The sequence below is a fragment of the Hespellia stercorisuis DSM 15480 genome (genome assembly GCF_900142165.1).
GTDB classification, from domain to species: domain Bacteria; phylum Bacillota; class Clostridia; order Lachnospirales; family Lachnospiraceae; genus Hespellia; species Hespellia stercorisuis.
In genome coordinates, this window is record NZ_FQZY01000020.1 from 25,178 (window position 1) to 51,029 (window position 25,852).

The 25,852-nt window shown below is 46.1% G+C and carries 42 protein-coding genes and 1 pseudogene; 39 read left to right on the forward strand and 4 right to left on the reverse strand.

The features are described from left to right. The first annotated feature begins 10 nt into the window (after positions 1-10). The gene (locus tag BUB85_RS07900; RefSeq protein WP_073108060.1) at positions 11-1,072 is read left to right on the forward strand and encodes a threonine aldolase family protein; all 1,062 of its coding nucleotides are present in this window, start codon (positions 11-13) and stop codon (positions 1,070-1,072) included. A 39-nt stretch (positions 1,073-1,111) separates the two neighbouring features. After that, positions 1,112-1,660 (forward strand): class IV adenylate cyclase, encoded by a 549-nt coding sequence (gene cyaB / locus BUB85_RS07905; protein WP_073108063.1) that lies wholly within the window; start codon positions 1,112-1,114, stop codon positions 1,658-1,660. A 23-nt stretch (positions 1,661-1,683) separates the two neighbouring features. On the opposite strand, the gene BUB85_RS07910 is transcribed toward cyaB, so the two are convergent. After that, positions 1,684-2,118, reverse strand: coding sequence for a hypothetical protein (locus BUB85_RS07910; protein WP_073108066.1), 435 nt, complete (start codon positions 2,116-2,118; stop codon positions 1,684-1,686). Positions 2,119-2,383: 265 nt separating this feature from the next. Between BUB85_RS07910 and BUB85_RS07915 the strand changes: the two genes are divergently transcribed. The 3 genes and pseudogenes from BUB85_RS07915 to BUB85_RS07925 all read left to right on the forward strand — a co-directional run. Beyond that, positions 2,384-3,055 carry a response regulator transcription factor gene (locus BUB85_RS07915; protein WP_073108069.1) on the forward strand — a complete coding sequence of 224 codons (672 nt, stop codon included), beginning with the start codon at positions 2,384-2,386 and terminating at the stop codon, positions 3,053-3,055. A gap of 50 nt (positions 3,056-3,105) precedes the next feature. Then, on the forward strand, positions 3,106-4,242 hold the full coding sequence (locus BUB85_RS07920) for a sensor histidine kinase (protein ID WP_330392258.1): 1,137 nt from the start codon (positions 3,106-3,108) through the stop codon (positions 4,240-4,242). A gap of 111 nt (positions 4,243-4,353) precedes the next feature. Next, positions 4,354-4,875, forward strand: a pseudogene (locus BUB85_RS07925) (ABC transporter ATP-binding protein); the annotation flags it as partial. 24 nt (positions 4,876-4,899) lie between these two features. On the opposite strand, the gene BUB85_RS07930 reads toward BUB85_RS07925, so the two are convergent. The 3 genes from BUB85_RS07930 to BUB85_RS07940 all read right to left on the reverse strand — a co-directional run bounded on the left by BUB85_RS07930 (position 4,900) and on the right by BUB85_RS07940 (position 7,187). Then, on the reverse strand, positions 4,900-6,294 hold the full coding sequence (locus BUB85_RS07930; protein ID WP_073108072.1) for a recombinase family protein: 1,395 nt from the start codon (positions 6,292-6,294) through the stop codon (positions 4,900-4,902). A gap of 159 nt (positions 6,295-6,453) precedes the next feature. Then, a complete protein-coding gene (locus BUB85_RS07935; RefSeq protein WP_073108075.1) occupies positions 6,454-6,777 on the reverse strand; it encodes a DUF4429 domain-containing protein in 324 nt (107 codons plus the stop codon). A 59-nt stretch (positions 6,778-6,836) separates the two neighbouring features. Further along, positions 6,837-7,187 (reverse strand): helix-turn-helix domain-containing protein, encoded by a 351-nt coding sequence (locus BUB85_RS07940; RefSeq protein ID WP_073108078.1) that lies wholly within the window; start codon positions 7,185-7,187, stop codon positions 6,837-6,839. 168 nt (positions 7,188-7,355) lie between these two features. Here BUB85_RS07940 and BUB85_RS07945 point away from each other — a divergent pair, with 168 nt between their 5' ends. From BUB85_RS07945 to BUB85_RS21995, 34 genes are all read left to right on the forward strand, one after another. After that, positions 7,356-7,568 carry a helix-turn-helix domain-containing protein gene (locus BUB85_RS07945; protein ID WP_073108083.1) on the forward strand — a complete coding sequence of 71 codons (213 nt, stop codon included), beginning with the start codon at positions 7,356-7,358 and terminating at the stop codon, positions 7,566-7,568. Positions 7,569-7,577: 9 nt separating this feature from the next. Beyond that, positions 7,578-8,006 carry a hypothetical protein gene (locus BUB85_RS07950; RefSeq protein ID WP_073108085.1) on the forward strand — a complete coding sequence of 143 codons (429 nt, stop codon included), beginning with the start codon at positions 7,578-7,580 and terminating at the stop codon, positions 8,004-8,006. Continuing rightward, the gene (locus tag BUB85_RS07955) at positions 8,006-8,377 is read left to right on the forward strand and encodes a hypothetical protein (RefSeq protein ID WP_073108088.1); all 372 of its coding nucleotides are present in this window, start codon (positions 8,006-8,008) and stop codon (positions 8,375-8,377) included. The genes BUB85_RS07950 and BUB85_RS07955 overlap by 1 nt, the downstream gene beginning before the upstream one ends. Next, positions 8,355-8,495, forward strand: coding sequence for a hypothetical protein (locus BUB85_RS21445; protein ID WP_159434627.1), 141 nt, complete (start codon positions 8,355-8,357; stop codon positions 8,493-8,495). Before BUB85_RS07955 ends, BUB85_RS21445 begins: the two co-directional genes overlap by 23 nt. A 64-nt stretch (positions 8,496-8,559) precedes the next feature. Beyond that, on the forward strand, positions 8,560-8,706 hold the full coding sequence (locus BUB85_RS21450) for a hypothetical protein (protein ID WP_159434628.1): 147 nt from the start codon (positions 8,560-8,562) through the stop codon (positions 8,704-8,706). A gap of 326 nt (positions 8,707-9,032) precedes the next feature. Beyond that, a complete protein-coding gene (locus BUB85_RS07960) occupies positions 9,033-9,332 on the forward strand; it encodes a hypothetical protein (protein WP_143160679.1) in 300 nt (99 codons plus the stop codon). Positions 9,333-9,482: 150 nt separating this feature from the next. Further along, positions 9,483-10,247 (forward strand): rolling circle replication-associated protein, encoded by a 765-nt coding sequence (locus BUB85_RS07965; RefSeq protein ID WP_073108095.1) that lies wholly within the window; start codon positions 9,483-9,485, stop codon positions 10,245-10,247. Beyond that, a complete protein-coding gene (locus tag BUB85_RS07970; protein WP_073108098.1) occupies positions 10,248-10,676 on the forward strand; it encodes an RNase H family protein in 429 nt (142 codons plus the stop codon). Position 10,677: 1 nt separating this feature from the next. After that, positions 10,678-11,169: a hypothetical protein gene (locus BUB85_RS07975; RefSeq protein WP_073108101.1), complete on the forward strand. Its 492-nt coding sequence runs from the start codon at positions 10,678-10,680 to the stop codon at positions 11,167-11,169. Next, positions 11,169-13,160: a PcfJ domain-containing protein gene (locus BUB85_RS07980; RefSeq protein WP_073108104.1), complete on the forward strand. Its 1,992-nt coding sequence runs from the start codon at positions 11,169-11,171 to the stop codon at positions 13,158-13,160. Before BUB85_RS07975 ends, BUB85_RS07980 begins: the two co-directional genes overlap by 1 nt. 9 nt (positions 13,161-13,169) lie before the next feature. Next, complete coding sequence (locus BUB85_RS07985; protein ID WP_073108106.1) at positions 13,170-13,535, forward strand: hypothetical protein; 366 nt, start codon at positions 13,170-13,172, stop codon at positions 13,533-13,535. Continuing rightward, positions 13,499-13,759: a hypothetical protein gene (locus BUB85_RS07990; protein ID WP_073108109.1), complete on the forward strand. Its 261-nt coding sequence runs from the start codon at positions 13,499-13,501 to the stop codon at positions 13,757-13,759. Before BUB85_RS07985 ends, BUB85_RS07990 begins: the two co-directional genes overlap by 37 nt. Further along, positions 13,756-13,956 carry a hypothetical protein gene (locus tag BUB85_RS07995; RefSeq protein WP_143160680.1) on the forward strand — a complete coding sequence of 67 codons (201 nt, stop codon included), beginning with the start codon at positions 13,756-13,758 and terminating at the stop codon, positions 13,954-13,956. The genes BUB85_RS07990 and BUB85_RS07995 overlap by 4 nt, the downstream gene beginning before the upstream one ends. A 103-nt stretch (positions 13,957-14,059) precedes the next feature. After that, positions 14,060-14,491: a single-stranded DNA-binding protein gene (locus BUB85_RS08000; RefSeq protein ID WP_073108115.1), complete on the forward strand. Its 432-nt coding sequence runs from the start codon at positions 14,060-14,062 to the stop codon at positions 14,489-14,491. A gap of 108 nt (positions 14,492-14,599) precedes the next feature. Then, positions 14,600-15,175, forward strand: coding sequence for a hypothetical protein (locus BUB85_RS08005; RefSeq protein ID WP_073108117.1), 576 nt, complete (start codon positions 14,600-14,602; stop codon positions 15,173-15,175). Further along, positions 15,172-15,672, forward strand: a complete 501-nt coding sequence (locus tag BUB85_RS08010; RefSeq protein WP_073108120.1) for a hypothetical protein — start codon at positions 15,172-15,174, stop codon at positions 15,670-15,672. The genes BUB85_RS08005 and BUB85_RS08010 overlap by 4 nt, the downstream gene beginning before the upstream one ends. After that, positions 15,641-16,009: a hypothetical protein gene (locus BUB85_RS08015; RefSeq protein ID WP_073108122.1), complete on the forward strand. Its 369-nt coding sequence runs from the start codon at positions 15,641-15,643 to the stop codon at positions 16,007-16,009. Before BUB85_RS08010 ends, BUB85_RS08015 begins: the two co-directional genes overlap by 32 nt. Beyond that, positions 16,009-16,299: a hypothetical protein gene (locus BUB85_RS08020; protein ID WP_073108126.1), complete on the forward strand. Its 291-nt coding sequence runs from the start codon at positions 16,009-16,011 to the stop codon at positions 16,297-16,299. The genes BUB85_RS08015 and BUB85_RS08020 overlap by 1 nt, the downstream gene beginning before the upstream one ends. Positions 16,300-16,361: 62 nt before the next feature. Then, complete coding sequence (locus BUB85_RS08025) at positions 16,362-16,775, forward strand: hypothetical protein (protein ID WP_073108128.1); 414 nt, start codon at positions 16,362-16,364, stop codon at positions 16,773-16,775. Between the two features lie 51 nt (positions 16,776-16,826). After that, complete coding sequence (locus BUB85_RS08030; RefSeq protein ID WP_242945377.1) at positions 16,827-17,246, forward strand: HNH endonuclease; 420 nt, start codon at positions 16,827-16,829, stop codon at positions 17,244-17,246. Between the two features lies 1 nt (position 17,247). Next, entirely contained in the window at positions 17,248-17,595 is a 348-nt protein-coding gene (locus BUB85_RS08035) for a hypothetical protein (protein WP_073108131.1), read from the forward strand. Continuing rightward, a complete protein-coding gene (locus BUB85_RS08040; protein WP_073108135.1) occupies positions 17,567-17,749 on the forward strand; it encodes a hypothetical protein in 183 nt (60 codons plus the stop codon). Before BUB85_RS08035 ends, BUB85_RS08040 begins: the two co-directional genes overlap by 29 nt. A 127-nt stretch (positions 17,750-17,876) precedes the next feature. Further along, a complete protein-coding gene (locus tag BUB85_RS08045) occupies positions 17,877-18,170 on the forward strand; it encodes a P27 family phage terminase small subunit (protein ID WP_242945378.1) in 294 nt (97 codons plus the stop codon). Next, complete coding sequence (locus BUB85_RS08050) at positions 18,148-19,839, forward strand: terminase TerL endonuclease subunit (protein ID WP_242945379.1); 1,692 nt, start codon at positions 18,148-18,150, stop codon at positions 19,837-19,839. The genes BUB85_RS08045 and BUB85_RS08050 overlap by 23 nt, the downstream gene beginning before the upstream one ends. An 18-nt stretch (positions 19,840-19,857) precedes the next feature. Beyond that, the gene (locus BUB85_RS08055) at positions 19,858-21,030 is read left to right on the forward strand and encodes a phage portal protein (protein WP_073108140.1); all 1,173 of its coding nucleotides are present in this window, start codon (positions 19,858-19,860) and stop codon (positions 21,028-21,030) included. 1 nt (position 21,031) lies between these two features. Next, a complete protein-coding gene (locus BUB85_RS08060) occupies positions 21,032-21,799 on the forward strand; it encodes a head maturation protease, ClpP-related (protein ID WP_073108144.1) in 768 nt (255 codons plus the stop codon). Between the two features lie 12 nt (positions 21,800-21,811). Then, the gene (locus BUB85_RS08065) at positions 21,812-23,269 is read left to right on the forward strand and encodes a phage major capsid protein (RefSeq protein WP_073108147.1); all 1,458 of its coding nucleotides are present in this window, start codon (positions 21,812-21,814) and stop codon (positions 23,267-23,269) included. A gap of 4 nt (positions 23,270-23,273) precedes the next feature. After that, on the forward strand, positions 23,274-23,588 hold the full coding sequence (locus BUB85_RS08070; RefSeq protein ID WP_073108151.1) for a hypothetical protein: 315 nt from the start codon (positions 23,274-23,276) through the stop codon (positions 23,586-23,588). Next, positions 23,560-23,988: a hypothetical protein gene (locus BUB85_RS08075; protein ID WP_073108158.1), complete on the forward strand. Its 429-nt coding sequence runs from the start codon at positions 23,560-23,562 to the stop codon at positions 23,986-23,988. Before BUB85_RS08070 ends, BUB85_RS08075 begins: the two co-directional genes overlap by 29 nt. Further along, the gene (locus BUB85_RS08080; RefSeq protein ID WP_084533960.1) at positions 23,978-24,349 is read left to right on the forward strand and encodes an HK97 gp10 family phage protein; all 372 of its coding nucleotides are present in this window, start codon (positions 23,978-23,980) and stop codon (positions 24,347-24,349) included. The genes BUB85_RS08075 and BUB85_RS08080 overlap by 11 nt, the downstream gene beginning before the upstream one ends. After that, entirely contained in the window at positions 24,346-24,672 is a 327-nt protein-coding gene (locus tag BUB85_RS08085) for a hypothetical protein (protein WP_073108172.1), read from the forward strand. The genes BUB85_RS08080 and BUB85_RS08085 overlap by 4 nt, the downstream gene beginning before the upstream one ends. 2 nt (positions 24,673-24,674) lie before the next feature. Then, entirely contained in the window at positions 24,675-25,295 is a 621-nt protein-coding gene (locus tag BUB85_RS08090) for a major tail protein (protein ID WP_073108179.1), read from the forward strand. 2 nt (positions 25,296-25,297) lie between these two features. Next, complete coding sequence (locus BUB85_RS08095; protein ID WP_073108187.1) at positions 25,298-25,687, forward strand: hypothetical protein; 390 nt, start codon at positions 25,298-25,300, stop codon at positions 25,685-25,687. Next, entirely contained in the window at positions 25,663-25,848 is a 186-nt protein-coding gene (locus tag BUB85_RS21995) for a hypothetical protein (protein WP_073108194.1), read from the forward strand. Before BUB85_RS08095 ends, BUB85_RS21995 begins: the two co-directional genes overlap by 25 nt. Positions 25,849-25,852 lie beyond the last annotated feature (4 nt).

A 25,852-nucleotide genomic window follows, 5' to 3' on the forward strand; every position in this document is an offset into this window, starting at 1 on the left:
GGAATCAGAGATGTTATCATTTGAGAGCGATTATATACAGGGAGCACACCCGGCCATACTGCAGCGTCTGGTGGAGACGAACATGGAGGTGGTGTCGGGGTACGGAAAGGATCCGTATTGCGACAGTGCAAAAGAGAAGATCAGAACGGCATGTGAGTGCCCGGATGCAGATATCTGGTTTCTGGTAGGGGGAACACAGACAAACCAGGCGGTGATTTCCGGGATGCTGAAAACATACGAGGGAGTTGTGGCAGCGGAGACCGGACATGTCAACGTTCATGAAGCCGGTGCGATCGAGTACAGCGGACATAAGGTGCTCGGGATTCCGCAGCAGGACGGGAAGATTGCGGCGGAGGACCTGGAACAGTATCTTCGGGATTTTTATCAGGACGGGAGCTATGATCACATGGTATTTCCGGGGATGGTCTATATCTCACATCCGACAGAATATGGCACATTATATACAGAAAAAGAACTGCAGGACATCTCAGCAATCTGCCGCAGCTATAAGATCCCGCTGTTTCTGGACGGCGCGCGTCTTGGTTATGGCCTGGTGAGCCATCAGACCGACGTGACATTGCCGATGATCGCAAAATACTGTGATGTATTTTACATCGGCGGAACCAAGGTGGGAGCGCTGTGCGGGGAGGCGGTCGTGTTTACGAAGAACAATGCGCCTAAGCATTTCCTGACGATTATCAAACAGCGCGGGGCACTGCTGGCAAAGGGACGTCTGCTGGGAATCCAGTTTGATACGCTGTTTACAGACAACCTTTATATGCAGATCAGCCGGCATGCGATTGATATGGCGGAGCGTCTGAAGGAAATCATAAAAGAAAATGGATATAAGTTTTACCTGGAATCGCCGACAAACCAGCAGTTTGTGATCCTGGAAAATGAACAACTGAAAAAACTGGAGGAACAGGTTGCCGTCGGATTTTGGGAAAAAGCAGATGAGGATCATACCGTGGTTCGATTTGCTACGAGCTGGGCAACGGATTGTCAGGAAATAGAGAAGCTGCGAGACCTGTTTTCGTCAGGATTCGTTAAGGGCGGGTTATCATCCAGATAAAAAGATGCTCAGAAAAGTTTAGGGTGGAGGACAAAAGTCGTGACAGAGGTTGAAATCAAGCTGCCTATCTGTGGCAGAGCAGACATAGAACAAAAACTGCAAAGAATCGGTTTTTTGGCGGGAAGACGAGTAGAAGAATCAGATGTTTATTTTAACAGTACACTCCGTGATTTCAGGAAAACGGATGAGGCACTCCGGATTCGGAGCTGTGACAAAGGGCGCCGCGCGTTCCTGACTTATAAAGGTCCAAAGGTGGATGCGGTCTCCATGACAAGAAAAGAACTGGAAACAGAAGTTGGGGATGGAACGGTATGCCAGGCAATTCTTGAGTCGCTGGGATACCGCCCGGTATCCCCGGTGCGAAAAATAAGACAGTATTATCAACGTGACGGTATGACGGCATGTGTGGACGAGGTAGAGAATCTCGGCACATTTTTAGAACTGGAGATTGTAGTTCCGTCAGAGAAAGAGCGTGAAACTGCACTGCGGCAGATAGAGAAAATACTGGCGGAACTGGGATACAGCATGGCAGATACGACGCGTGTATCGTATTTGTCCATGCTGGAGAAGAACATGCAGATGAAATAGCGAAGGCTTTCCACTTCATCGTATCAGAGGTATTTCCGAAGATCAGTGCACAACTGCTCTTCCAGGGAGATGATATCCACGCAGATTTCACGGGAGCGCCTGTCGGCGCCCTTATATTGGTTCAGGTATCGCTGCAGTGATTTGATACCCATATTACAGCCGTCGGTGATCAGATCAGCGACAGTCGAGTCACTGTTATCCATGGCGAGTTTCATATTTGTTTTTATCCAGGACATGCCCTTTGCCACGGGGGCAGGGTCCTTTTCTGCTGCCCCGGCCTGAATGAGCAGGCGGTGCAGGTCATTGCCAAGAGCTTCATGCTGCCCCTTACTCTCTTCAAGCAGGCGCAGCAGATTCGGATCTTTGACCTGCTCCACAATTTCATCGATGGCGGAAACGGCCATCTTGGTCCCGGAATCACATTCCTCCAGTAGTTTGATTGTATCTGTATCAGTCATAATAGTCTCCAATCTTCACAAGTATATGTTTCTTGTTAGTATTTCACAATCTTGCAGGTTTATGTATGCTATGAGATGGATTTCTTAACTTTTTCATAAGATATCTCGAAATATCCACAAAAGAATAAAGCTATGGTAAAATATCCGTAACAGCGATGGACGATCATGAAGAGGGAGCGAAGCTGATTTCGGATATCCACGTTATGACAGGGAGAATGTCTGCGGATAAGACAAAAAAATTAAGAGGAAAGTGTGGAGACAGACTATGTATCGAATTATTATAATCGAGGATGATAAGGCCATGTCAGATGCGATGCACAGGCAGATTGAATCGTGGGGACATGAGGTGCATTGTGTGAAAAATTTTCAAAATGTACTGCCGGAGTTTACAGAATTTGACCCGCATCTTGTGCTGATGGATATTGTACTTCCATTTTTTAACGGCTATCACTGGTGCAGTGAAATTCGGAGAATATCGAATATTCCGATTATTTTTATTTCGTCCGCGGCAGACAATATGAATATCGTGATGGCCATGAACATGGGTGGGGATGACTTTATTGCCAAGCCGTTTGATCTGAATGTGCTGATGGCAAAGCTCCAGGCTGTTTTGCGGAGAACGTATGACCTGCAGGGAAAGGTTCCGGTTCTGGAGCATCGCGGGGCAATGCTGAATCTGAATAACACGACCCTTACATTTGAGGGGAAGAGCATTGACCTGACGCACAATGAGTTCCGGATTCTTCAGACGCTGATGGAAAACAGAGGGAAGATTGTGAGTCGTGACACTCTGATGGTAAGATTGTGGGAGGTGGACTCTTACGTGGAAGAGAACACTCTGACGGTCAATATTGCAAGGCTTCGAAAAAAACTGGATGCAGCCGGGCTGAGCGAATTTATTAAAACGAAGGTCGGCTCCGGATACATGGTAGAATGAGACAGCGGCAAAATGGTATAAGGCTGTGTGAAAACAGCGAAGAGGATGATATGGTGCACAATGAACAGACAATAGAAAAAGACAACAGGAAAAACAGTGAGCCGGTGTCAGATCAGGAGCAGATGCCAGATAGTGAGCCGATGCCAGATCAGAATCTGGCACAAACCGGGACACAGACATTGCAGCCGGCATCTCCGGGAAGGATACTTTGGGGGTTCCTTGCACAATACCGTTTTACCGCAATTATGTTTATGCTGTTTGGCGTCATCTTCATGGGTGTGTTTTCCCTCTACGATCTGGAGACGGAGGCGGTCATTTATGCGGCGCTCCTGTGTCTGCTGACGGCGTGCCTGATTTTGGGGGCACGCTTCAGGGCATATTATAAGAAGCACCGCAGACTGGAGCAGATCCGGCAGAACATCGAAGTGATACAGGAAGAACTTCCTCCACCGGCAAATCTGATGGAGCGTGATCTGGAGGAGATCATCGCAGATTTATGGCATGTGAACCAGCGTGACCGGAATGCATGGCTGGCGCAGCGACAGGACAGCATCGACTATTATACCGCGTGGGTCCATCAGATCAAGGCGCCCATTGCAGTCATGAAACTGATCCTGCAGGGACAGGACACGGAAGAGAATAAGGAACTGCTGTCAGAGCTTTTTCGAATTGAACAGTACACGGAGATGGTGCTGTGCTATTTTCGTCTGGACAGTGCCTCCTCAGATTTTGTGATCCGAAGCTGTGATCTGGACGGGATTATCCGGCAGGCAATCCGGAAGTTCGCCCCCCAGTTTGTGCGCAAAAGAATCCGCCTTGTATATGATCCAACACAGGTTCAGGTGCTGACGGATGAGAAATGGCTGTTGTTTATAGTGGAGCAGATTCTGTCAAATGCTTTGAAATACACGGAGACAGGGGCGATAACCATTCGGGTTGACGAACAGAAGGTGCTCTACATTACAGACACGGGAATCGGAATTGCCCCGGAGGATCTGCCCCGCATTTTTGAAAAGGGCTTCACCGGCTACAACGGAAGAGCGGACAAAAAGTCCACAGGTCTCGGTCTCTATCTGTGCAAAAAGACGGCAGACAAGCTGTCGCATCGTCTCAGTGCGGTCTCAGAGGCGGGGCGGGGAACCACCATTCAGGTGGATCTTCACGCAGAAACATTGGAGATAGAGTAGTCACACCTTACAAAAATGTCACATGAAACAGCCAAAATGTCACGCGATTGAATGGCGGGCAGATTGGCTGTTTTCTATAATGGGAGTGTAAAAAGAAGGAGGTCGTTCAAAATGACAATATTAGAAGTGAAAAATCTCAAGAAAATTTATACCACCCGTTTTGGAGGAAATCAGGTGCAGGCTTTGTCTGATGTGTGCTTTTCCGTCGAGGAGGGCGAATATGTGGCAATCATGGGTGAGTCCGGGTCAGGAAAGACCACGCTGCTCAATATTCTGGCGGCACTGGATAAGCCGACAGCGGGGGACATTCTGCTGGACGGAAAGAGTCTCGCCGAGATCAGAGAGAAAGAAATGTCAGCGTTTCGCCGGGATAATTTAGGATTCGTGTTTCAGGATTTTAATCTGCTGGATACCTTTTCCCTGCAGGACAATATTTTCCTGCCGCTGGTGCTCTCGAGAAAATCTTACGAGGAGATGACCAGCCGTCTGCGGCCGATAGCAGAGAAGCTCGGAATCGGCGATATTCTGGCAAAATTCCCCTATGAAGTCTCCGGGGGACAGAAGCAGCGGGCAGCAGTCGCCAGAGCACTGATCACGCATCCAAGGCTGGTCCTCGCCGATGAGCCGACAGGTATTGTACAGTTAGTACAACAAAATCTAAAAAAATGAAATGCCAGTGATGTTCTGGTCATTATCAATCCTTATTTCTCTTATCACGCTTTTCCAGAGCGTTCTCTTTTCCTCCCTAGTCAGGGAATCATATATCTCACGAAAACCTTTTGAAATAATTTGCCTAACACCGGACAGGTTCAGATGTTCCTCATCCACAACAGGAGTATTGAGTTTGTTGAGGGCGGCAGTATAGGTCTGATAATCACGTTTGTATTCCTCAATATCAATCAGATCATCCACATAAAGCTCTTTCAGTTTGGTCAATTTTCTTTTCAAAGTAGCCCGGTCAACACTGGCAGAGGTGCGTTTCTTTTCTGCAGCTTGCACATTCCAAGCAAGTTCATATTTTTCAATTTCATCACCAAGGTGCTCAAAGAGCCAGGCCTCAATGCGACTTTCACGGGCAGAATGATTATGATGGCATAGGTCACGCTGAAAGTGATAGTTGCAGCGGTAATAATAAAGGCCATGTGAAAGATACCCGACCATATTATGATGGCACTCATCACAATAAAGGATGCCGGTGAAAATGTAGACTTTACCAGATGGATTGCTCCGAGAATTACGCTTTGACAATTCCTGGACACGGGCAAATTGTTCTTTGTCTATCACAGCAGGACAAAACTCTGGATTGTATCTGCCTCTCTTATTGTACACGCCAATAGCCAGCTCATCATGCAACATACGGCGAAAAGTAGCATCACACCAGTTTACTCCATAAGTATCACGAATGCGTTTGATGGTAGCGCGCTGTGATGTAGAAATTTCATAATAATCAAACGCATCCTGCAAGATAGCTGCTTTTTCAGGAATGATTTCAAGCCGCTTTTCATCATTTACTTTACACCAAAACGGACAACTCCCAGAGAGGACAGTGCCATGCTGCACTTTGCTATCAAAGACTACATCAATACGCTCACCATCCAGATCAGCCTCATTCTGAGCAATAGACAGTTTTATATTGATATACAAACGGCCACTGGCAGTGGTGGTATCATAGCCCTCACCATCATCAATGGTTTTCCATTCGCAGTCATGAGCCTCCAGGACTTCTTGAACTTTGTAATAATCTGAAACAGAACGAAACCAACGGTCAAGACGAGTGAAAAGAAGCATGTCCACCTCACCACGCTGAACAGAGTCAAGCATCCGCTGAAACTCAGTCCTTTTATGCAATTTCTTCCTGGCCGTTTTGGCAGCGTCAATATACACACCAACAACAACCCAGCCACGTTCCCTGGCATATGCCTCCAGGCGTTCCTGCTGAGACTCCAAACTCAATCCCTTTATTTTCTGCTCCTCACCGGAGACACGGATATACAGTGCGACCCGGACAAGACCTGGGACAACACTCTCCTCAATCAATTTTTTGTATGCCATTTCATCCACCACCTAAAAAAGAGTATAAAAAATACAGCTACACAACAGCTGCACTATGTGGTAAAATGTTCTTGTCGAGGGAACATATACCGGCAGCAGTCGGTAGGTTCAAAGTAGCTCAGTCCATGTGACTGGGCTTTTTTATTGCGCTGGCGCAAATTACATCAGATTCTCAACATATGCTTTTATTTCCAACGCGTCAGATAGCTGGTCTTTACCGAAAGTAACAGCGTTCTCTGCCTGATCTATCGTTCGAGCAATCCCATGGATGCCAGTACGAGGAATGGAAAATTGCATATATCCTCTGGACGTGAAAGTTGGTTCCTTAAATTTTATAGTAAGTATCTTACTGATAGGGATGCGAGTTTCACCACGCATATGTTTTGTGATACTCAAATCATGTTCACCGCGAGACATCACAATAAAATTACCGTCAAAAGAAACCATAGTCTTTGGTTTTTTAAATTCATAAGTATCTTTCATACAAACCTCCTACTAAAATTTGATATGTATTATGTTTGATTTAGCATCTTTATGGAATTTTATGCCATTTTTTCTATATCCCCTTTTACATAGCCGAGTTCTTGTAATTCTTTTCCGCGTTCCAATAATTTAGAGCGGCCATCAGAATTGAGCGATCGGTATATTTCTAAAAAACTAAGTTCATCAGATGTAAGTGCAGGAGTGCTCTCACCATAAAGGTCGGCTATGCTACGAACATGATATAGTTTGCAAAGTAAAATGAGCATGTCTGCATCAGGTTGACCGCGGCCTACCTCCCAAGCACTGATAGTCTTTCCGCTTTTCCCAACAGCCTCACCAACTTCATAAACTGTCATACCGTTCTTTTCTCTATAATATTTCAATCTCTTTGCGAGTTCTTCACGTACCATCAAGCCACCTCCTATACTTCTATGAACTAATAATAAGGCAAGAAATAAACAAAGTCAATGGAAAAATCTACAAAACATAGACAAAAAGCGATAAAATGTGTTGACAAACTAAAAAACATAGACTATATTGTAGTTAGTCTAAAAAACGTAGACAGAGAGGAGGAACACATGAAAGCATACGAGGTTATAAAAAAGTACATTGATGACAATGGCATCAAATACAGCCATGTGGCTGACAGTATAGGAATGCCAAGAGAGTTGTTGAGACGGTCACTTGAGGGGACAAGAGCATTGAAAGCGGATGAGTTTATCAAAATCTGCACCGTGTTGTCTTTAGATTTGGACAAGTTTGACCAGGAACAGGAAAAAGCATCAGCTTAGGAGGTAAGGATGGACAGGAACCAGGTGGATAAATTAGTCATAGCCTACATAGACAGTTGTGAAACAGAACGCCAGATAGAGGAATGGTTTGACGTCAGTGGAGAAAGCAATTTCCTCAGAAATATCAAGAATGCAATCATTGAGACTCTGATTAGTGGAGTGGCAGAGAATGACCAGTACCAGCTCAGCTGCCTCTTGGGAGATGGAGACACAGATGGAGTATATGAAATCATACGGAAACAGCCAGCAGAATCAACAAGGGAAAGTGCAGACGAACCAACCGAGATGAAACGCTACAAGCTGGAATTTGCAGGAGAGGCAGTGGTCATGGCAAAGAATGAAAGAGAGGCAGAGTTCAAGCTCCAGCGAGGATATACCGAGGACAAGTTTATTGAAGTAAACATGTGTTATGAGAGTGATGAGGAGGCAGGAGAATAATGGTTGAAGATTTAAAAGAGTATGCACCGTGTGGAATACTCATTCATTACACGGTAGACACAGACACAGATTTTGTTACATACACAGACATCAATGGACGCGGTGAATATAAGCTCTGCAAAGAGTGCAAAGGTTGCACATGGAATGCGATATGCAGACCAACGGAATGCAACTACATGAAAATAATTTCAGATAAATTAGGGAGAGCAGTGAAACCGTTGGATGTAATAACACAGATTTACGAGCAGGCGGCAGCAGGATATGAGTCTGAAATCGTTCAGCTTGGAGATGGAACCGTACGGATGAGAGTGATAAAACAGCAACAATTTGAGATGGGAGAAAAAGAACATGGAGGTCAAAGGGAAATTTGATGCAGAGAGATTCTACAAAACGCTTGCGGCAATCCTGTCAGCCAAGCATGGGGCAAAAGTTACGGTGGAGATTTTGGGAGTGCAAGAAAGCAAAAAAGTGGCGTTCCAAAATACATAATTTTGTAATCATAACAATCACCCTGATAGCAGTGCATTACTTCTTTTTCAGCATATTCGACTGGATGGCAGATGACTGGATAATAGAATACCTACCCATAGACGTTGCCATCTTTACTGTCTCATCAATATGGCTGACCTTATTTGGGATAGCAAATGCAGACTGGTTGACAGGATATGAAGATGAGGAGGATGACGAATGGGATATATAGTTGCGTTTCTATTAGGGGACATATTTGGAATGGCAATGGTGATCTTGTGGGCACTGGTGGCAGCAGGCCACAAGAATGATGAGGAATAAAAGGCGCGCCCTCTGCAGTGGGCAGTAGAGGCTGGTTCGATTCCGGCAGGGCGTATTGAGCAGAGATGGCATCCTGCACACATGGACAGCAAGTCAAGAGCTGGCTCATGGGTATCACGAAAAAATGACAGTGGGCGCACCATACTAGAGAGCGCGTGGATGGTTGACAGGTTTTGGCTGATTTTTAATGAGAAAAGCAGCAACGTGGTACACATGCCAAATAGGAGCGTGGTGAACATGATAAGAGCACCACCTGGAGGGAATATGATTGGAGAATACAAAGAAATAGACGAGGAAAAGTTGAAAGTGGCATTCAAGACGGCGTACCCAGTACAGTGCATGGCGGCTCACGGAGCGGAAGACAGTGCAATAACGTACATAGGGAGCACGAGGAGAGGCAACTTGATAACAGATTATTTTCAAGCCACTGGTGGAAGTTACTGGTATGAGAACCGAGGCATCAGAGACGGGAAAATTGTGAGCATGGATGTGTATATCTTTGGTCACGAGGTGAAAAAAGGCAAAAAGAAAAGCTGACAGTTTGGAGCTGCCAGCCTGGTTCATAGATGTACTATAAACTTCCTACAAACATAGTACTACCATGAACCTAAAAAAGTCAAGAAAAACGGGGGATTTTAGGACCCGTTGAGCACTTGATAAAGATATTAAAGTTAGGACTGGAGAGCTATGGGGACAAAGAGAAAAACATATAAATTCAGACATGGTGACATCATAGACGTAGAGGAGTTCCATGATGGGAGGTATGGTGGTCCAGGAGCTAAGAGAAAGAAGAGAGTGAAACCCACCGAGGAGCAGATGTGGAAAGTAAACAATCTCAACAAGGCCAAGAGGTGCCGCCAGAGATTGCTGGAATACTTCTCGCCGGGTGACACATTTGCAACCTGGACCTACGAGGTGCAAAACAGACCTCCCACAATGGCTGATGCATTGAAAGATTTTCAAAAGGCCATGAGGTATGTGAGGAAAGAATACAAGAAAAGAGGATATGAGGTTTTCTGGATAAGGAACATAGAGAGGGGAACCAAGGGAGCGTGGCACATCCATCTGGTGATCAACGAGATTGGAGACACTGCCAACATTATCCGCAAGGCATGGGAAAAGGGTGGAACCTACATCAGCACCATAAAAGACAATGAGAAAATATATGATGAGGATTTCACTAAGCTATCAAATTACGTGACAAAGAATGAACACACCACCTACGAGAAAGCCAATGGGCAGCAGGGAGAATCTAGGATGAGAGAGTCAAACTACAACACCAGCCGCAATATGCCTCTGCCTGAGCCTCATGTGGACAAGCTCATCAGGTGGAAAGAAGAACCAAAGCCCAAAAAGGGATATTACATTGCAAATATTCATGAGGGCATCAACCCAGTGACTGGGTACAAGTATAGACGATACACGCAGATCAGGCTGAACAGGAGGGAATAAATGTTTGAGACACACATCTACATAGAGACAGACTCCATCTCCACGAAAGCCACAGAGAAACAATATGGATATGTGCTGGAGGTCATGATGAACGGAGAGAGTAAAACCCGTGAGGGATTTGGCCAGATAACAGGCACGTATCATCAGACGGTTTTGATGGCATTGGTTGAGGCATTGGACAGGTTCAACCAGAGCTGTGAAATACATATACACACAGAGGATGAGTTCATCCTTAACATGATGGAGCGTAACCTGGCCGGATGGGCAGGAAATGATTTCCGTACCAGCAAGGGAAAACCGGTGGCCAACCAGGAAGAGTGGAGAAGAGTCTGGGAGTTATCCAGAAAGCATCTGGTCCTTGGAGAGCCTGGCCGGCATTCGTTTACTGGATGGCTACAGACGCAGATCACAAGACGAAAGGAGCAATAACATGTTTGAGAAATTTGGAGAGTTCAACTCATATGCAGAAATCAATGAGTTGGCAGAAAACCTGTTCAATGAGGGTGACACAGGTAGCATCAAGGCTTTGGCCAAAGAAAATGGAATACCAGACGAGATTGCAAAAATGTACATAGGGGCAGAGGTACCAATGCTGTGCGACCCTTTGACAGCCGCTCTGGGGAAAATAGAGATTGAGGCAAAGGAATTGAAACCAAAGGAAATCATGGAGGACTGGGTGGAATATCTGAAAGGCCAGTGCATGGACAGTGACATCATTGCCCACCAGGTCAGAAAAACAGGGAAGAGCCTGAAAGGATGTATTGCAGCACTTCTCTCCTGGTCATTCAAGAATCAGATGCCAGTGGACAAGGACATCCTAAAAGAGGCCAAGGTAACTGCCGGCAGAGTGACGCTGGGCATTCCAGGGATGGGACGCGCAAAGCAGATTATTACAAGCTACTACATGGGAGGTGACAAGTAATGAAGTGGAAAAAATTACTAGAAACCGAACCATGCACCGCACCGGAGGGTCAGTGGGAAAAAGTAGTGGGCAGATGCCAGTTAGTTGAAGTAGATGAGCACCAAGCTCTGGAGGTTGACCTGTTTGTGGATGGCCAGCTAAAAGCCAGGTACTTTGCTGATCAGGAAGAGATGGCATTCAATGCGTTCATAGGAACAGGATGGCGCAGGGTGAAAATAGACAACGTGGCCAGAATATGCCAGGGGGAAACACCTCTAAAAAATGACTATTACTACTGCACCAACGAATGGGAATTTGCATCAGAGGCAGATAAAAAGATGGCCGCAACCTATCTGGATGATACATTCATCAACTGGTTTGAGAACAGCGTCATCAGGATAAAGAATGATAGGGCCTACGAGAGAAAACAGCAACGGATTGAGGACATGATGGCAGCAGTGCCATGTGTGCCAGACGAGGCAGAGGCGTGGGTGAAAGACAAGGTTTTCCAGGGAGACCTCCTCTTTCTGCAGAAAGACAAGAAAAGGACTACATACAGCTGCACCGCTTGTGGGGCACATAGCTGGAAAAAGGTTGGATGGAAACATGGAGAACAAACCACATGCCCAAGATGTGGCGCACCAGTAACAGCATACAGCCGGAGACAGGAAAAGAAAGCCACGGAGCCAGTCATCATACTGCAGACCTACGAAGAGAAAAAAGAGACCTGCATCCCAGGCGTGACACACTCAGAAAAGAAGTGGATAGAGAGACAGTTCAAGGCTGTGTGCTCCTGGACACCGGAGGGCAAAGAAATTGAGATGTACGAACAGCGCAGAGCCATCATTCCAGAGGGTGAGTGCTGGGGCAAGGTATGGAACGGCCAGTTGAGTGAGGCTGATGAATTTACGCAGGAGTTCTGGGACAGAAACCGGAGCAACAAAAGGTTCCTGCAGTCATACCTCTGGCCAGGAAACCTCAAGGAGGTGCTGCCATGTGGCCATCTGGAAAATAGTGGGCTGGACCTGATGACCAACAAGGGCCAGAAATTTGATGTGAATACATACATCACCACATTTCACCAAAGACCATGGCTGGAATATCTGGCCAAGGCTGGACTGGTCAGGATGGTACAAGACATTGTGCGCATATACGGATGGTATGGCAATCCAAATTGTATCTACGAGGAGGGCCAGACATTACAAGATGCATTACGAATTGACGGAAACAGAGTCAGCCGGATGAAACAGGTCAATGGAGGCCTGAACACCCTGGAGTGGCTACAGTACGAGGAGCAGCAGGGCATCAAAATCACCACAGAGTCTTTGCAGTGGTTGGCAGACAACAATCTGGATATGGAAGAGTGCACAGAAATCCTCCACGAGCTGAGAAGTGTCAACCGGATGGTCAACTACATGAAAAAACAGGATGTGAAACCAAAGGACCTGGTGACAACCTGGAAAGATTATTTGAGAATGGCAGCAGCTGCAGGCTATGACACCACAGATGATATTGTGAGATTGCCAAAGGACCTGAGAGCACGTCATGACCAGCTGGTGGAAATGGCACAAGAAAAGGATGACAAGGAACGCCTGAAAGAATACCGGCCACTGGATAAGAAAATCAAGAACAGGCTCCCAGAGGTCAGGCGTTATTTCTGGGAAAACCAGGACTATATGGTTATACCTGCAGGTTGTTGTGAGGAGCTGATGAAAGAGGGCCGTTTGCTCCATCATTGTGTGGCCAGAGATAGCCACTACATGAAGAAAATGGCAGATGGAAAGAGCTGGATTTGCTTTTTGAGGAAAAAGGATGACCTGGAGACACCGTACTACACACTAGAGGTGGACATGAAAGATGACCACATCATCCAGTGGTATTCCAAATTTGACAGAAAGCCAGATGAAAAAGAGATCAGCAAAGTGCTGACCAAGTACAAGAACAGTATCAAGCAGAAACAGGAAAAGGTAGCAATACCGATTGAGCAGCCACAGCGTGTGGCCATAGCGTAGGAGGGAAAAATGAACCGGAGACAGAAAAAGAAACAGTACAAGAAAATCCATGGGTACAATCCTCCAAAAGAGTGGCAAGTGGTAGCAGGGGGAACAGCCCTCAAAAATGGTGACCTAGTCATACCGGAGGAAAACGTGGAGAGAATAGCTGAAATTATGTGCAAGGGTTTTGACGCATTCAAAGAGGCACTGACAAAAACAATGGAGGCTGTAGGAAACCTCTTCCTGATTGCGGCTGACGGACTGAGAGGAGACAACACGGGGCAGCAGTTGCTGATTGAGCAGCAGGAGCCAGCGGTGGTACTTGCCACAGCACTAGCAGAGAGGAGGAAAAAAGAATGCAACAGAAAAAGGTTGAGACAATGGCACAGGTAGACATGAGGAGTCTCAGGATGCCAATGGTGGCCGTTTACAACAGTCCAGAGGATTTCCCAGGCTATTGCGTGGCCAGGGTATACGATATGGACCAACCAACTGACACAGTGATGGTCAAAAAGTCACTACGAGAAGTAGAGGAGGACCTGAGAAAGCACACCGGTTTCTCTTTCTTGCCAAGAGGGAAAGAGGACGTTGCGTCATTAGTGGGGGTGTGGATGTGAAATTGAAAGAGGGAGTCTGGTATGACTTGTATTTCTGGGAGAAAACAGACAGCAAGACCAAAAAGAAAGTCAAAAAGCGGATGCAGCTGGTCAGATGCTATACACATCACGCAGTGTTTAGAACTGTATACGGCTATTGCGTGTCATATCGTTACTGGGATTTAGAAAGATTGATGAGAGGAGAGTTGATGGAATGAAAAAGACAACAGAGACAATCAAAGAGCAGATGGAACAGCCTGAGCAGAAACAGACCAAAAAGCCAAAGGACAAGCCGGTGAAACGCCAGAGAGGGGTGCGCAGATGAATAAAGTCATTTTGATGGGCAGACTCACCAGAGACCCACAGGTGAGATACAGCCAGGGAGAGAATACTCTGGCAATCGCAAGATACACGCTGGCCGTGGATAGACGTTTCAAGAAAAACGGAGAGGATGGCGGTGCGGACTATATCTCTTGCGTGGAATTTGGAAGAGCTGCAGAGTTTGCGGAGAAGTATTTCAAGCAGGGCACCAAGGTCACAATCTCTGGACGCATCCAGACTGGCAGCTATACCAACAAGGATGGCCAGAAAGTATACACCACAGAGGTGGTGGTTGAAGAACATGAATTTGCAGAGAGTAAAAGAGATGGAGCGTCATACACACCAGGACAGCCATCACCTGAACCTCAGACAGATGCAGATGGGTTCATGAATATTCCAGACGGAGTTGACGAGGAGCTACCATTCAGCTGATGACACCGGAGGAAATGTGCGAAACCTGCAAGCATAAAGCATATTGTGCCTGCAGGGGAGCGAAAGATCACTGGTGTGGAAATTGGAGCAGACGAAAGGAGATAAAACATGTTTTTAAGCAATAGTATTATAAAACGATTGATGAAACAGGCATATAAGCGCGGCCTGATCGTGGCGCAGACAGAGGCAAGATACTACATTGCCGGCAGTTACTGGGAGATGGATGTCAAAAAGGAATTTCTGCCAAAGCAAATACTGGCCCAGCTGATTGAGCTGGCTGGAGAAGTACCTGCAGAGGGTACGCGTTTCTCAGCAACCAAAGAGGGAAACCAATTAGAGACAGAGCTGCCATGTGCAGTCAACGTGGAGGGCTTTGATGAAATCATTGAGGTGACAAACCTGGTATTGCTAAACGGTGGAGTGGCACAGAGACTCCTACAGCACGAGACAACCGGTGATGTGTACATCATCAACAATGCGTTCATAGCTGTAGCTGACAATGCAGCAGTGATGGAAGATCAGGGAGAGTACAGAGTGGAAAAGCCGCTTTTCAATAAAAGCAGAGGATTGCTCTGGCAGAATAACGTGGCCAGGTTCCACGCATCCTGGAGATCAGACGAGAATCACGAGAGACTTTTGGCTGAAATCACACAAATTGACATCACAGAGGACCCGGTGGAATGATACTCAAAAAGCCAAAGAAAACCAAGAGAAGAAAGAAACACAAGGCAAGCGTCCTGCACACCAGGGACGGGACATGCTATCTGTGCATGAAAGAGGATAAATACAGGATTTATCAAGTAGTACATGAGCATCACATCTTTGGAGGCCCAAACAGGGTGCTCTCAGAGGAGGATGGATTGAAAGTGTATCTTTGTCTGGCTCATCATTTGGATGGGCCAGGAGCGGTGCACAACAACCGTACAGTCATGGACAGACTACATGAGGATGGCCAGAGAGCCTATGAAAGAGACCATACACGGCAGCAGTTCATGGAACGGTATGGCCGCAATTACCTGGATGAGGAAAAGGACGAACCGGCAGCAGTTGTCCAGGATGATGCACCAGGGTTCATGTTCCTGGATAATAAGTGCCAGGGATGCTTTGGAGCGGCAAACAATGACTGCAGATATTGTGAGGAGATAAGAAATGGACAAGAAAGACCCAACACAGACCTATGAGGAGCGGATGAAACGCTTTTATCATTACATGGACACAAAGGGCATGAATGAGGAGTGGATAGAGACTTGCTATGGTGATTTAAGAGTCACCATTGAGGCTCTGGCAGATTATAGGGACATCATAAAGGCAAAACTTGAGGAGAACCAGTGGGATGGCTTTCAAAGAGCCGCCTGGGAGTGCCGGATGGCCAAATTGGAACAAATTCAGAGGAGACTGGAGACATCCATTGGCTATGACCGAGACATCCAGATGATAATATGCCAAAAGGGCAAAGGAAAACAGACGGACATAGGTGAGGATGCACTGAACCTACTAATGAGCAGAGGAGCAAAGTGATGACAGACGATACATTCATAATTTTGATGATAATTCTGACAATGGCACTCGCATTCACAGCTTGTATATTCTGGCCAGAAATAAAGAACGCGCTGGCAGCAGTCGGGGCAATAGTAATGTGGCCATACAACAGAATTAAACGGAAAAGGGCTGAAAAAGCCTATTTCCAGTTCATAGAGGAACACAAGGAAGAATTTATTGAGGAACTGATGAAACTGACCAGAAATGAGATGCTGGGGCAGCAGGGAGACAGAGAGGAGAAAAGAGAAGATGAGAAAAAAGAGGAATAGTGGAACGGTATTGGCAATACTACAAGCTATATTCAGCAAAAACAAGTAGGGGAGATGAAACAATGTCGAATGTGCGACCATTAAACAAAAAGAAATACGGTATCAGCAAGCACGCGTTTGGGACAGCTTACTCTTATTGTCTACAATATCCTGAGTGGGTGGAAGAGCTAAACAGTGAGACATCAACATTGAAGAGTCCGCAGATCACAGGGATGCCTGGTGCGCACAGCGGCAGTGATGCAACAGCAGCTCTGGCAGAACGTAGAGTTGAGCTGCAGAACAAAGTGGATAATGTGGAGCAGACAGTCCGCGAGGCTGTAGGGAAAGACCAGGCACTATACGAGTACATACTGGAGTATGTGACCACTGAGGGCGCAACATTTCACTGGATGAAACAGAAAGGTATACCTTGCGAACGAACATACTTCTACAAGGTTAGACGCTTTTTCTATTACCTGATGGCCCAGAGGATTTGAAAGTGCGGTACTCGGAGGACAACTTTTGTGATATATTGATAGTGTCCAAAGATGAGAAAACAGATTTCTCAAACATTATCCCTCACAAAGGCTCCAGGTTTCCTGGGGCCTTTTGTATTGGAGAAGAGGATGACACAGAAAGATATTGATTTTGTTAGGCGGTGCATACGCGAGGACATACACAAGTTCTATACATGGGGCAAGTGGAAAAGGAAACGTGCTGAGATATTGAGCATGGACCATGATGAGTGCCAGCGGTGCAAAGCTAAGGGAATATATACAAAGGCAACCACAGTGCATCATGTCAACTACGTCAAGAAACATCCAGAGACAGCTCTGGAGACATATTACGAGTGGCGAGGTGTAAAGCATAGGAACCTGATAAGCCTGTGCCATGATTGCCATGAAGAGGTACATGGGTACCGGAAACCAAAGGCAGAGGAACCTCTAACGGAGGAAAGGTGGGATTGACATGATACAAAAACCAAGAGACACAGCAGAGTATTTGGTTGGCAGTTGCGCCAACTGTGGAATGATGAATATAGTACCAAGACACAAGGGAGATGGATGCACCTGTGCAGATTGTGGAAGTGGGCCACTGATACCATTAGGCTATGGAATATTGCAGGGTGACCGAGTAACAACCATGCATGTGGGTGTGGATGTAGATACATCACAGCTGGACAAGGTGGGTGAACTGGTAGAAAAGATTGCTGATCATGTGGATAGAATAACAGACAGGGTGGCAGGACTGAAAGAGGAGGTGAGCAGACTTGATGGAGCAGACATTCATGGCAGCACCAGGAGTGAAACTATATGAGTGCAACCCAGACCTCAACACAGGATGCAACAAGAGCGCATGTAAGTACAATACAAACGCAATAGAAAGAGAATGCCATGGCACTACAAAGAAAGAATTTGCTTTGAAGATTGGCCAGACGGCAGAGACGAAAAACTATACACCCCCGGTCTAAAAAAATCGCGTTTTAATTTTGGAACCGGAGACCGGTGGGTGGTCTCGACAATTCCGAGAGAGGTCGCACATGATAAAAAAATAAAAAAATAGGGGGTGAAAAGGTGGTCCAAAAAAAAGGCGATATATTGAATAGTTTAATTTCACAGCTCAAGAAAAAAGAGGCTGATATTTCTGTGTTTTTGGACTTGATTGATGACTACATGAGTCTGTATGACATCAAAAAAAAGCTCAAAGCGGACATCAAAAAACGAGGTGTAGCCTATGAGTCCACCTCTGCATCCGGGAAAGCAACGATAACAAAACAGAACCAGTCAGTCAAAGATTTGGTGGCGGTCAACAAGCAAATGCTGATGATACTGGACAAGCTGGGGCTGACAACTGACAAGACGATAAAGGATGATGATGATGATAAACTGTGACCCACGTATTGAAAAATACATGGAGGCAGTGGAGTCAGGAGAAAGACGAGCATCCAAAGAAGTCAAGGCTCTGATGAAACATATCAGATACTGCTTTGAAAATGAGGACATCTACGTTGACCAGGAACAGTTGACCAACTACTTGGGGCTTGCAAAGTATTTCCCGTTCGAGACCGTGTTCCCATGGCAGGAATTTGTCATGGGGCTACATGATTGCACATACTGGAAAGACTCAAAGACTCCACGCTGGCCAGACCTGTTCTGCCTGATCGGGCGAGGGGCAGGAAAAGATGGAACCATAGCACTGGAGGGGGCGGCACTGGCCTCCCCTTATAATGGCATACGAGAGTATGACGTTGATATATGTGCAAATAATGAGGACCAGGCTCTCAGGCCGGTCAAAGATATAGTGGGAGCGTTTGAGCAGCCAAAGAACATCAAGAAGCTCAAACGCTTTTTCTATTGGACAACAGAGAAAGTGATTGGCCTGGAGACAAACTCAACAGTCATGGGGCGCACCAACAACCCAAAAGGAAAAGATGGATTGCGCTCCGGCTTGGTGGTATTCAACGAGATACACCAGTATGAAGATTATAAAAATATAAATGTATTCACAACCGGCCTGGGAAAGAAAGCACACCCACGCCGGTCTTATTATACCACCCAGGGAGATGTGAGAGAGGGTCCACTGGATGACATGCTGGAGCAGGCAGAGGGCATCCTGTTTGGTGGAGACCCAGACAATGGGATGCTGCCATTTATCTGCAGACTGGACAGCAAAGAGGAGGTACATGATGAGGCAAACTGGGAAAAGGCAAACCCATCACTGCCATACTTGCCAACTCTCATGGATGAAATCAGGAAAGAGTACCGCGACTGGGTAAAACATCCAGAACGGCTCACCGCATTCATGACAAAGCGCATGAACATTCCAGATGGCACAAGCCAGATAAAAGTCTGCAGCTATGAAAAAATCAAGCTGACCAACAGGGAAATACCAGACCTGCAGGGAAGAGTTTGCACATGCGGCATTGACTTCTCAAAGATCACTGACCTTGTGTCTGTGAATTTGCATTTTAGGGAGGAAAACATCAGATATGACCTGAACCATTCGTGGTTGTGCCTACAATCAAAAGATATAGGCAGGATAAAGGCACCATGGAGAGAATGGGAAAAAAGAGGTCTTTTGTCTGTGGTGGATGACGTGGAAATACATCCGGAAATTATTACGGAGTACATTGAGGAACAGATGCAAAACTACTCCATCCGCATGATGGCAATAGATGATTTCCGCTACGCTCTGATGGCCCAGTATTTGAGAAACATTGGCTTTGATGCCAAGACCTACAAAAACCTCAAGATGGTGCGGCCATCTGACATCATGAGAGTGGCCACAGTGATTGATAGTTGCTTTGCGAATGACTATTTTGCATGGGGTGATAACCCAGTGCTCAGATGGGCTACGAACAACACCAAGATGGTGAGGTATGGACGCAAGCTGGGAAAAGAGGATGATGCAGATATTGGCAATTTTGTCTATGCAAAGATAGAGGCAAAATCAAGAAAGACAGACCCGTTCATGGCATTGGTGGCATCCATGACCATTGAAGATGCCATACCATATGCACAGGTTACGAACGCGCCAGATTTGGGCGTATTCACGTATTAACAAGATAGGAGGATAACAATGGGATTTAGTATCAGGCGGCTTTTCAAGAGCCGAGAAGAACCACAGAGAGTGGCATCCGTAGAAATTACGGACCAGCAAGTGCATGAGGCAGCAGTGGAGGTAAGTCTCCGAGAGCTTGCGTTCTGGACTTGCGTGGGGAAAATTGCCAACGCCCTAACAAAATGCGAGTTCCGCACATTTTTCAAAGGGGAAGAGATACAAGGTGATGAGTACTACCTGTGGAATTTTGAACCAAACAAAAACCAAAACAAAGCAGAGTTCCTGAGCAAAGCAATGGAAAAGTTATACAGAGAAAACGAACTCTTGATTGTGGAAAGTGCAGACGGTCAGCTCTTAGTAGCTGACTCTTTTACTACCACAAAAAATACTCTGTACGGGGACACCTACAGTGGGGTGACGGTGGATGATTACACATTCCAGCGCAGTTTCCGCAGTGAGGATGTGCTGCACTGGAAGTTGAACAACAAGAATGTCAATCAGATCATCCAGGGACTATACAGCTCCTATTCCAAATTGATTGACTACTCAGCAAAATCCTACTTAAAAAGCAGGGGCAGCAGGGGCATATTGGACATTTCTGCATTGGCACAGAGTGACAAGAATTTCAGCGAAAAGCTGAGCAAACTCATGAATGAGTATTTCAAGTCATTTTTCAACAATTCAAATGCGGTACTGCCTCTGTACGAGGGTTACACCTACACGGACCTTGGCTCAAAAACCTACAGTGAGGGTTCGTCAAGAGACATCAAAAGTCAGTATGATGATATTTTCGACTTCACGGCGCGCGGTATCTCTATGCCGCCATCACTGGCCAAAGGAGATGTACAAGACACAAGCAAAGCAGTGGATGAAATGCTGACCTTTTGCCTGGACCCTCTGGCCATGACTCTGCAGCAGGAAATCAACCGGAAACGGAATGGAAAAGCCGGCATGAAAACCGGAACGCATATGCAGGTCAACACCACAAAGGTCAAACACATTGATATGTTTGATATAGCAACATCAGCAGACAAGCTCATCAGCTCCGGCATTTACACTGTCAACATGATTTTGAGGGCAGTGGGAGAACCAGAAATAGACGAGCCATGGGCAAATCAGCATTTTATCACAAAAAATTATTCCACCATCCAGGAAATTCTGGACGGAATGCAAGAGAAAGGAGGTGTATAAGATGCCAAGACCTATCAATTTTTGTTTCCAGCAGCAGGCAGGAACCAACACACATTTGTTGTACATCTACGATGATGTGACGAAGTTTGGGAAATTCAACTGGAGCACATGGAACTATGACGAAAGCGAAACGTCAGCAAAGTATTTCCGAGACCAGCTGGCAGCCATTCCTGACAAAGATACCATTGAGTTGCACATCAATTCAAATGGCGGCTCTGTTCAGGAGGGTGTAGCAATCTACAACCAGCTCAAACAGAAAGCATGCCACAAGGTGGGACATGTGGATGGAGTAGCCTACAGCATTGCCTTTGTAATATTACAGGCATGTGATGAGAGAGTCATGGGGGTTGGAACATCTGCCCTAGTCCACGATATGTGGGTTGAGTGCCAGGGAAATGCAAAAGAACTGAGAAAGATGGCGGATGATCTGGACGTACTCATGGAGTCCAATCGACAGATTTTCATGGAACGGTCCAATCTGGACGAGCAGCAGCTCATTGAGATGATGGACAAAGAGACTTTTCTAACACCGGCACAATGTCTGGAATACGGACTCATTGACAGTGTGGACAAAAAGCAGCAGGCAGAGCCACAGAACCAGGAAAGCCTAGAACAACAGATTGTTCAGCTCAGGACAATGATGGCCCAGCAGAAATCTTTTAGAGAACAACTGCAGGCCATGACAGAGCCAAAAGAGCCACCAGTGCCACCAGCACCGGCTCAAAAGACACTTGCAAACAAAATCAGCAACTTATTTGAGAAAATGTAAAGGAGAAAAGAAATGAAAAACAAGGATATTTTAGCAATGGAAAAAGCAAAATTTGTGGAGAAGATGAACCAGGCCATCAAGGATGATGATTCTCAGGCATTCAGTGAGGCGTTTTCAGAACTCTGCCAGAAGATTGAGGACAATGTCCTGGAACAGGCAAGAGACCTGCTCACAGAACAGGATGCAACAGTATTGGCTCAAAGAGGTGTGCGCCAGTTGACATCCAAAGAAAAAGAATACTACGAAAAAGTAATTGAGGCCATGAAGTCTCCAAACCCAAAACAGGCACTATCTGATGTAGATGTGGTGATGCCAGAGACAATCATTGATTCTGTCTTTGATGAATTGGCAACAAACCATCCTCTTCTTTCCAAATTGTCTGCCACAACAGTGACAGGTCTCACACGTATGATGATGAACACCAACGGTGAGCAGAAAGCTGCATGGGGAAAATTAACAGCAAAGATCATTGAGGAATTAACATCTGGATTCAAAGAGGTTGATGTAACTCAGGATAAATTGAGCGCATTCCTCCCAGTGTCAAAAGCTATGCTGGATTTAGGCCCTGCATGGTTAGATAACTATGTGCGCCAGGTGCTTTATGAAGCACTCTCTAATGGCTTGGAGTACGGAATTGTGAACGGAACTGGTTTAGACATGCCTGTAGGAATGATGAAACAGGTTGGCGAGGGCGTTACAGTAACAGGAGGGAAATATCCTGACAAGAAAGCTATCAAAATGACGGCTTTAGACATGACTCAGATGGGAAATGTAACAGCCATCATGGCAAGAAATGACAAGGGACAAGCTAGAGTTGTAACAGACCTCATTCTCCTTGTAAACCCAGTAGATTATTGGAGACGTGTTTTGCCAGCAACAAGAATGCTCACACCGGATGGAGTGTATGTATCAACGTTACCAGTACCTGCAGAAATCATTCAGAGTGCAGCAGTACCAGAGGGTAAGGCAGTATATGGCATGGCCGGAAAGTACTTCCTTGGAGTAGGAATGGCAAGCAATGGACGTATTGAGTACTCTGATGAATACCGTTTCTTGGAAGATGAAAGAGTATACCTCATCAAACTGTACGCAAATGGATTCGCAAAAGACAACAATGCGTTTATGGTATTGGACATCACAGACATCAAGCCAGTACGTTTCGAGGTGGTAAACGTCACAGAGACACCAGTACACAGCGCAGTATTGTCTGATTTGAGAATCGGTGGAAAGGCTCTCAGCCCTGAATTTGCTGGAGCAACAACAACCTACACTGTAACAACGGACAATGCAACAAACACAATCACAGCAGTGCAAGAAAGCGGAACAGCCGACATTGCAATCACAGTGGGTGACAAGAGCGTGACCAACGGAGCTGCAGCAACATGGACTGATGGAACCAACACTGTGAAAGTAGTGGTAACTGACGGAGATGAGACAAAGACCTACACAGTAACTGTGACAAAGGAGTAAGGCTATGGCAGAGGCAGAAAAAGACGGGACGCTCCTCATTGAGTTGAAAAATTACCTAGACATCACATGGGATGATGGCGAGGGTGATAAAAAAATCATGGGGATGGCAAAGCGTGGAATGAATGCCATATCTGGGAAAATAGGGGAGTGCGATTTCTATGGGGAAACCCAGGAGAAAGCACTCCTTTTTGATTACGTTATGTATGCGAGGGCCGGAGAGATACCACAATTCTGGACGAACTACAAAGCGGAAATCATCTCCCTGCAGATCAGCAGAAAGGTGGATGGATATGCCGAGACTGAGGAGCAAACAATTTGAGACCTTTGGGGACGGACTGCTGACCATCTGTGAAGCTGATGAGAGAACACTGACAAGGACAAAGGTGGAGCACATCCGCTTTGGAAACAGGACAGTGGGAGTGACCAGATTCTGGCAAGCCAAGACCGCAGGAAACAAGATTGATAAAGTTCTGAGCATCCCCTTGGCAGCAGCTGAGGCATTGCTGATTGAAACACAGGACATTGTCATCCTGGAAAATGAGACGGACTGGCTGTGGGACAGAATGGAATTTGACGAAAGTGAAATGCAAGACCAGGCTGGCCATTATCAGATACAACAGATACAAGCAAAGTATGACACCGCGCCACCGGCGTTGTATTTATCCCTGGAAAAATTAGTGCATCCGTTCAAAGACAGGAGGGATGACAGTGGCAATTAAGATAGGCAACCTCGCAAAAGAGGTTATGAAGCAGTTGGATGGCTACGGGATTGAGACTGGCCTGAAAGTGGAGAAAATTTCCAAAGAAGTGGCCAAGGACACAGCAAAAATGCTGAACAAAAACTCACCTGAGCTGACCGGTGACTATGCAGCATCATGGACATACGGCGTGGGAGAAACAAAGAGAACACGTCACACCACGGTGGTACATGAAGAAAAACCGGAGTACGCGCTGACACACTTGCTGGAAAAAGGGCACCAGAACCGTAATGGTGGCAGGACAGCTCCTGCAGTGCATATTGAACCAGCAGAAAAGGCAGCAGTGGAAGAACTGGAAAAGGAGCTGAGAAAACGGTTATGACGGTAGAAGAAATCAAGAAAATGCTGGATGAGATAGGTCTGCCATATCGTTATCATCATTTCACACAAAAGGAAATGAAAGAGGTGAGCCTCCCTATATTGGTATGGCAAGCCCCTGGTACAAGCAACTTTTTTGCGGATGGGCAGACCTATCTAAAAATCAAACAACTGGAAATTGAAATCTACACAGATGAAAAAGACTGGGAACTAGAGGAAAAGGTGGAGGGCGTTCTGAATGAACACGGGATTGCTTGGGAACAAACCGCCTCAGAATGGTTAGAGTCGGAGTCTATGTGGGAGTCATTATACGAAATGGAGGTATAAAAATGGAAGGAAAAGAAAACAAAGTAAAGTACAACATCAAAAATGTGCACGTGGCCAAGCAGACAGATACAGAGGCTGATGGTACAAAAACATACAGCTATGCGACACCAAAGCACATCACAGGAGCAGTGGCCATCTCATTGGACGCTGAGGGAGAAATCTCTACATTCTACGCGGATGGTATTGCATATTATGTGGCGAGCGCAAACAACGGATATTCTGGAGATCTGGAAATGGCCATCATTCCATCATGGTTCCGCGTGGAAATTCTCAACGAGCAATTAGATACAAACGGTGTACTTGTGGAAAACGCGAACAGCGAGACAAGCCCATTCGCATTGTTATTTGAGTTTGACGGAGACGCAAAGGCAATCCGCAGATGCCTTTATAACTGTACATGTTCCAGACCGTCTATTGAGTCTGAAACAAGAGAGGACACGGTAGAACCTGGCACAGAGACCCTGTCTATTCAGAACAGCCCACGCGCTGATGGTTTTGTGAAAGCTCAGACAGGACCTGACACACAGACAGGAACATATGACGGTTGGTACAAGACAGTTTATGTGCCAACAGAGGCGGCAGATGCAGCACAGGCATCCGCAGCATCAACTGGAGGGGAATAATTATGATTATGAAAACCGTTGACATTGACGGCAAAGAGGTAAAGTTCAAGGCATCCGCAGCGGTGCCTAGAATTTACCGTATCAAGTTTGGCCGTGATTTATTCATGGACCTGCAGAAAGTCACAAAGTCTGTGAATGCGAAAGGAAAAAAGAAAGAAAAAGAAGAAAGTGAAATCCCTATTGAGGATTTATCCATGTTTGAAAATATCGCGTATGTGATGGCACAGCACGCAGACCCGGAGGGCGTACCACAGGACATCATGGACTGGTTGGAGGAGTTTGATACTTTCTCCATTTATCAGGTATTGCCTGCCATATTGGAACTCTGGAAGATGAACGAAGCAACCAAAAGCGAAAGTAAAAAAAAATTAAACCAAGTAGCAGGGAGTTAAACACCCCGCTTTTTTTATTGCGTTGTTGCCAGGTGGGTATCTCAATCAGAGACCTGGAACTGCTCACAGTTGGAATGGTGATGGATATGTTCACCGAGCAGCAGAATGACTCATACAAGTACCCACGCATGGCCACGCAGGAAGATTTTGACAAATTCTAGGGAG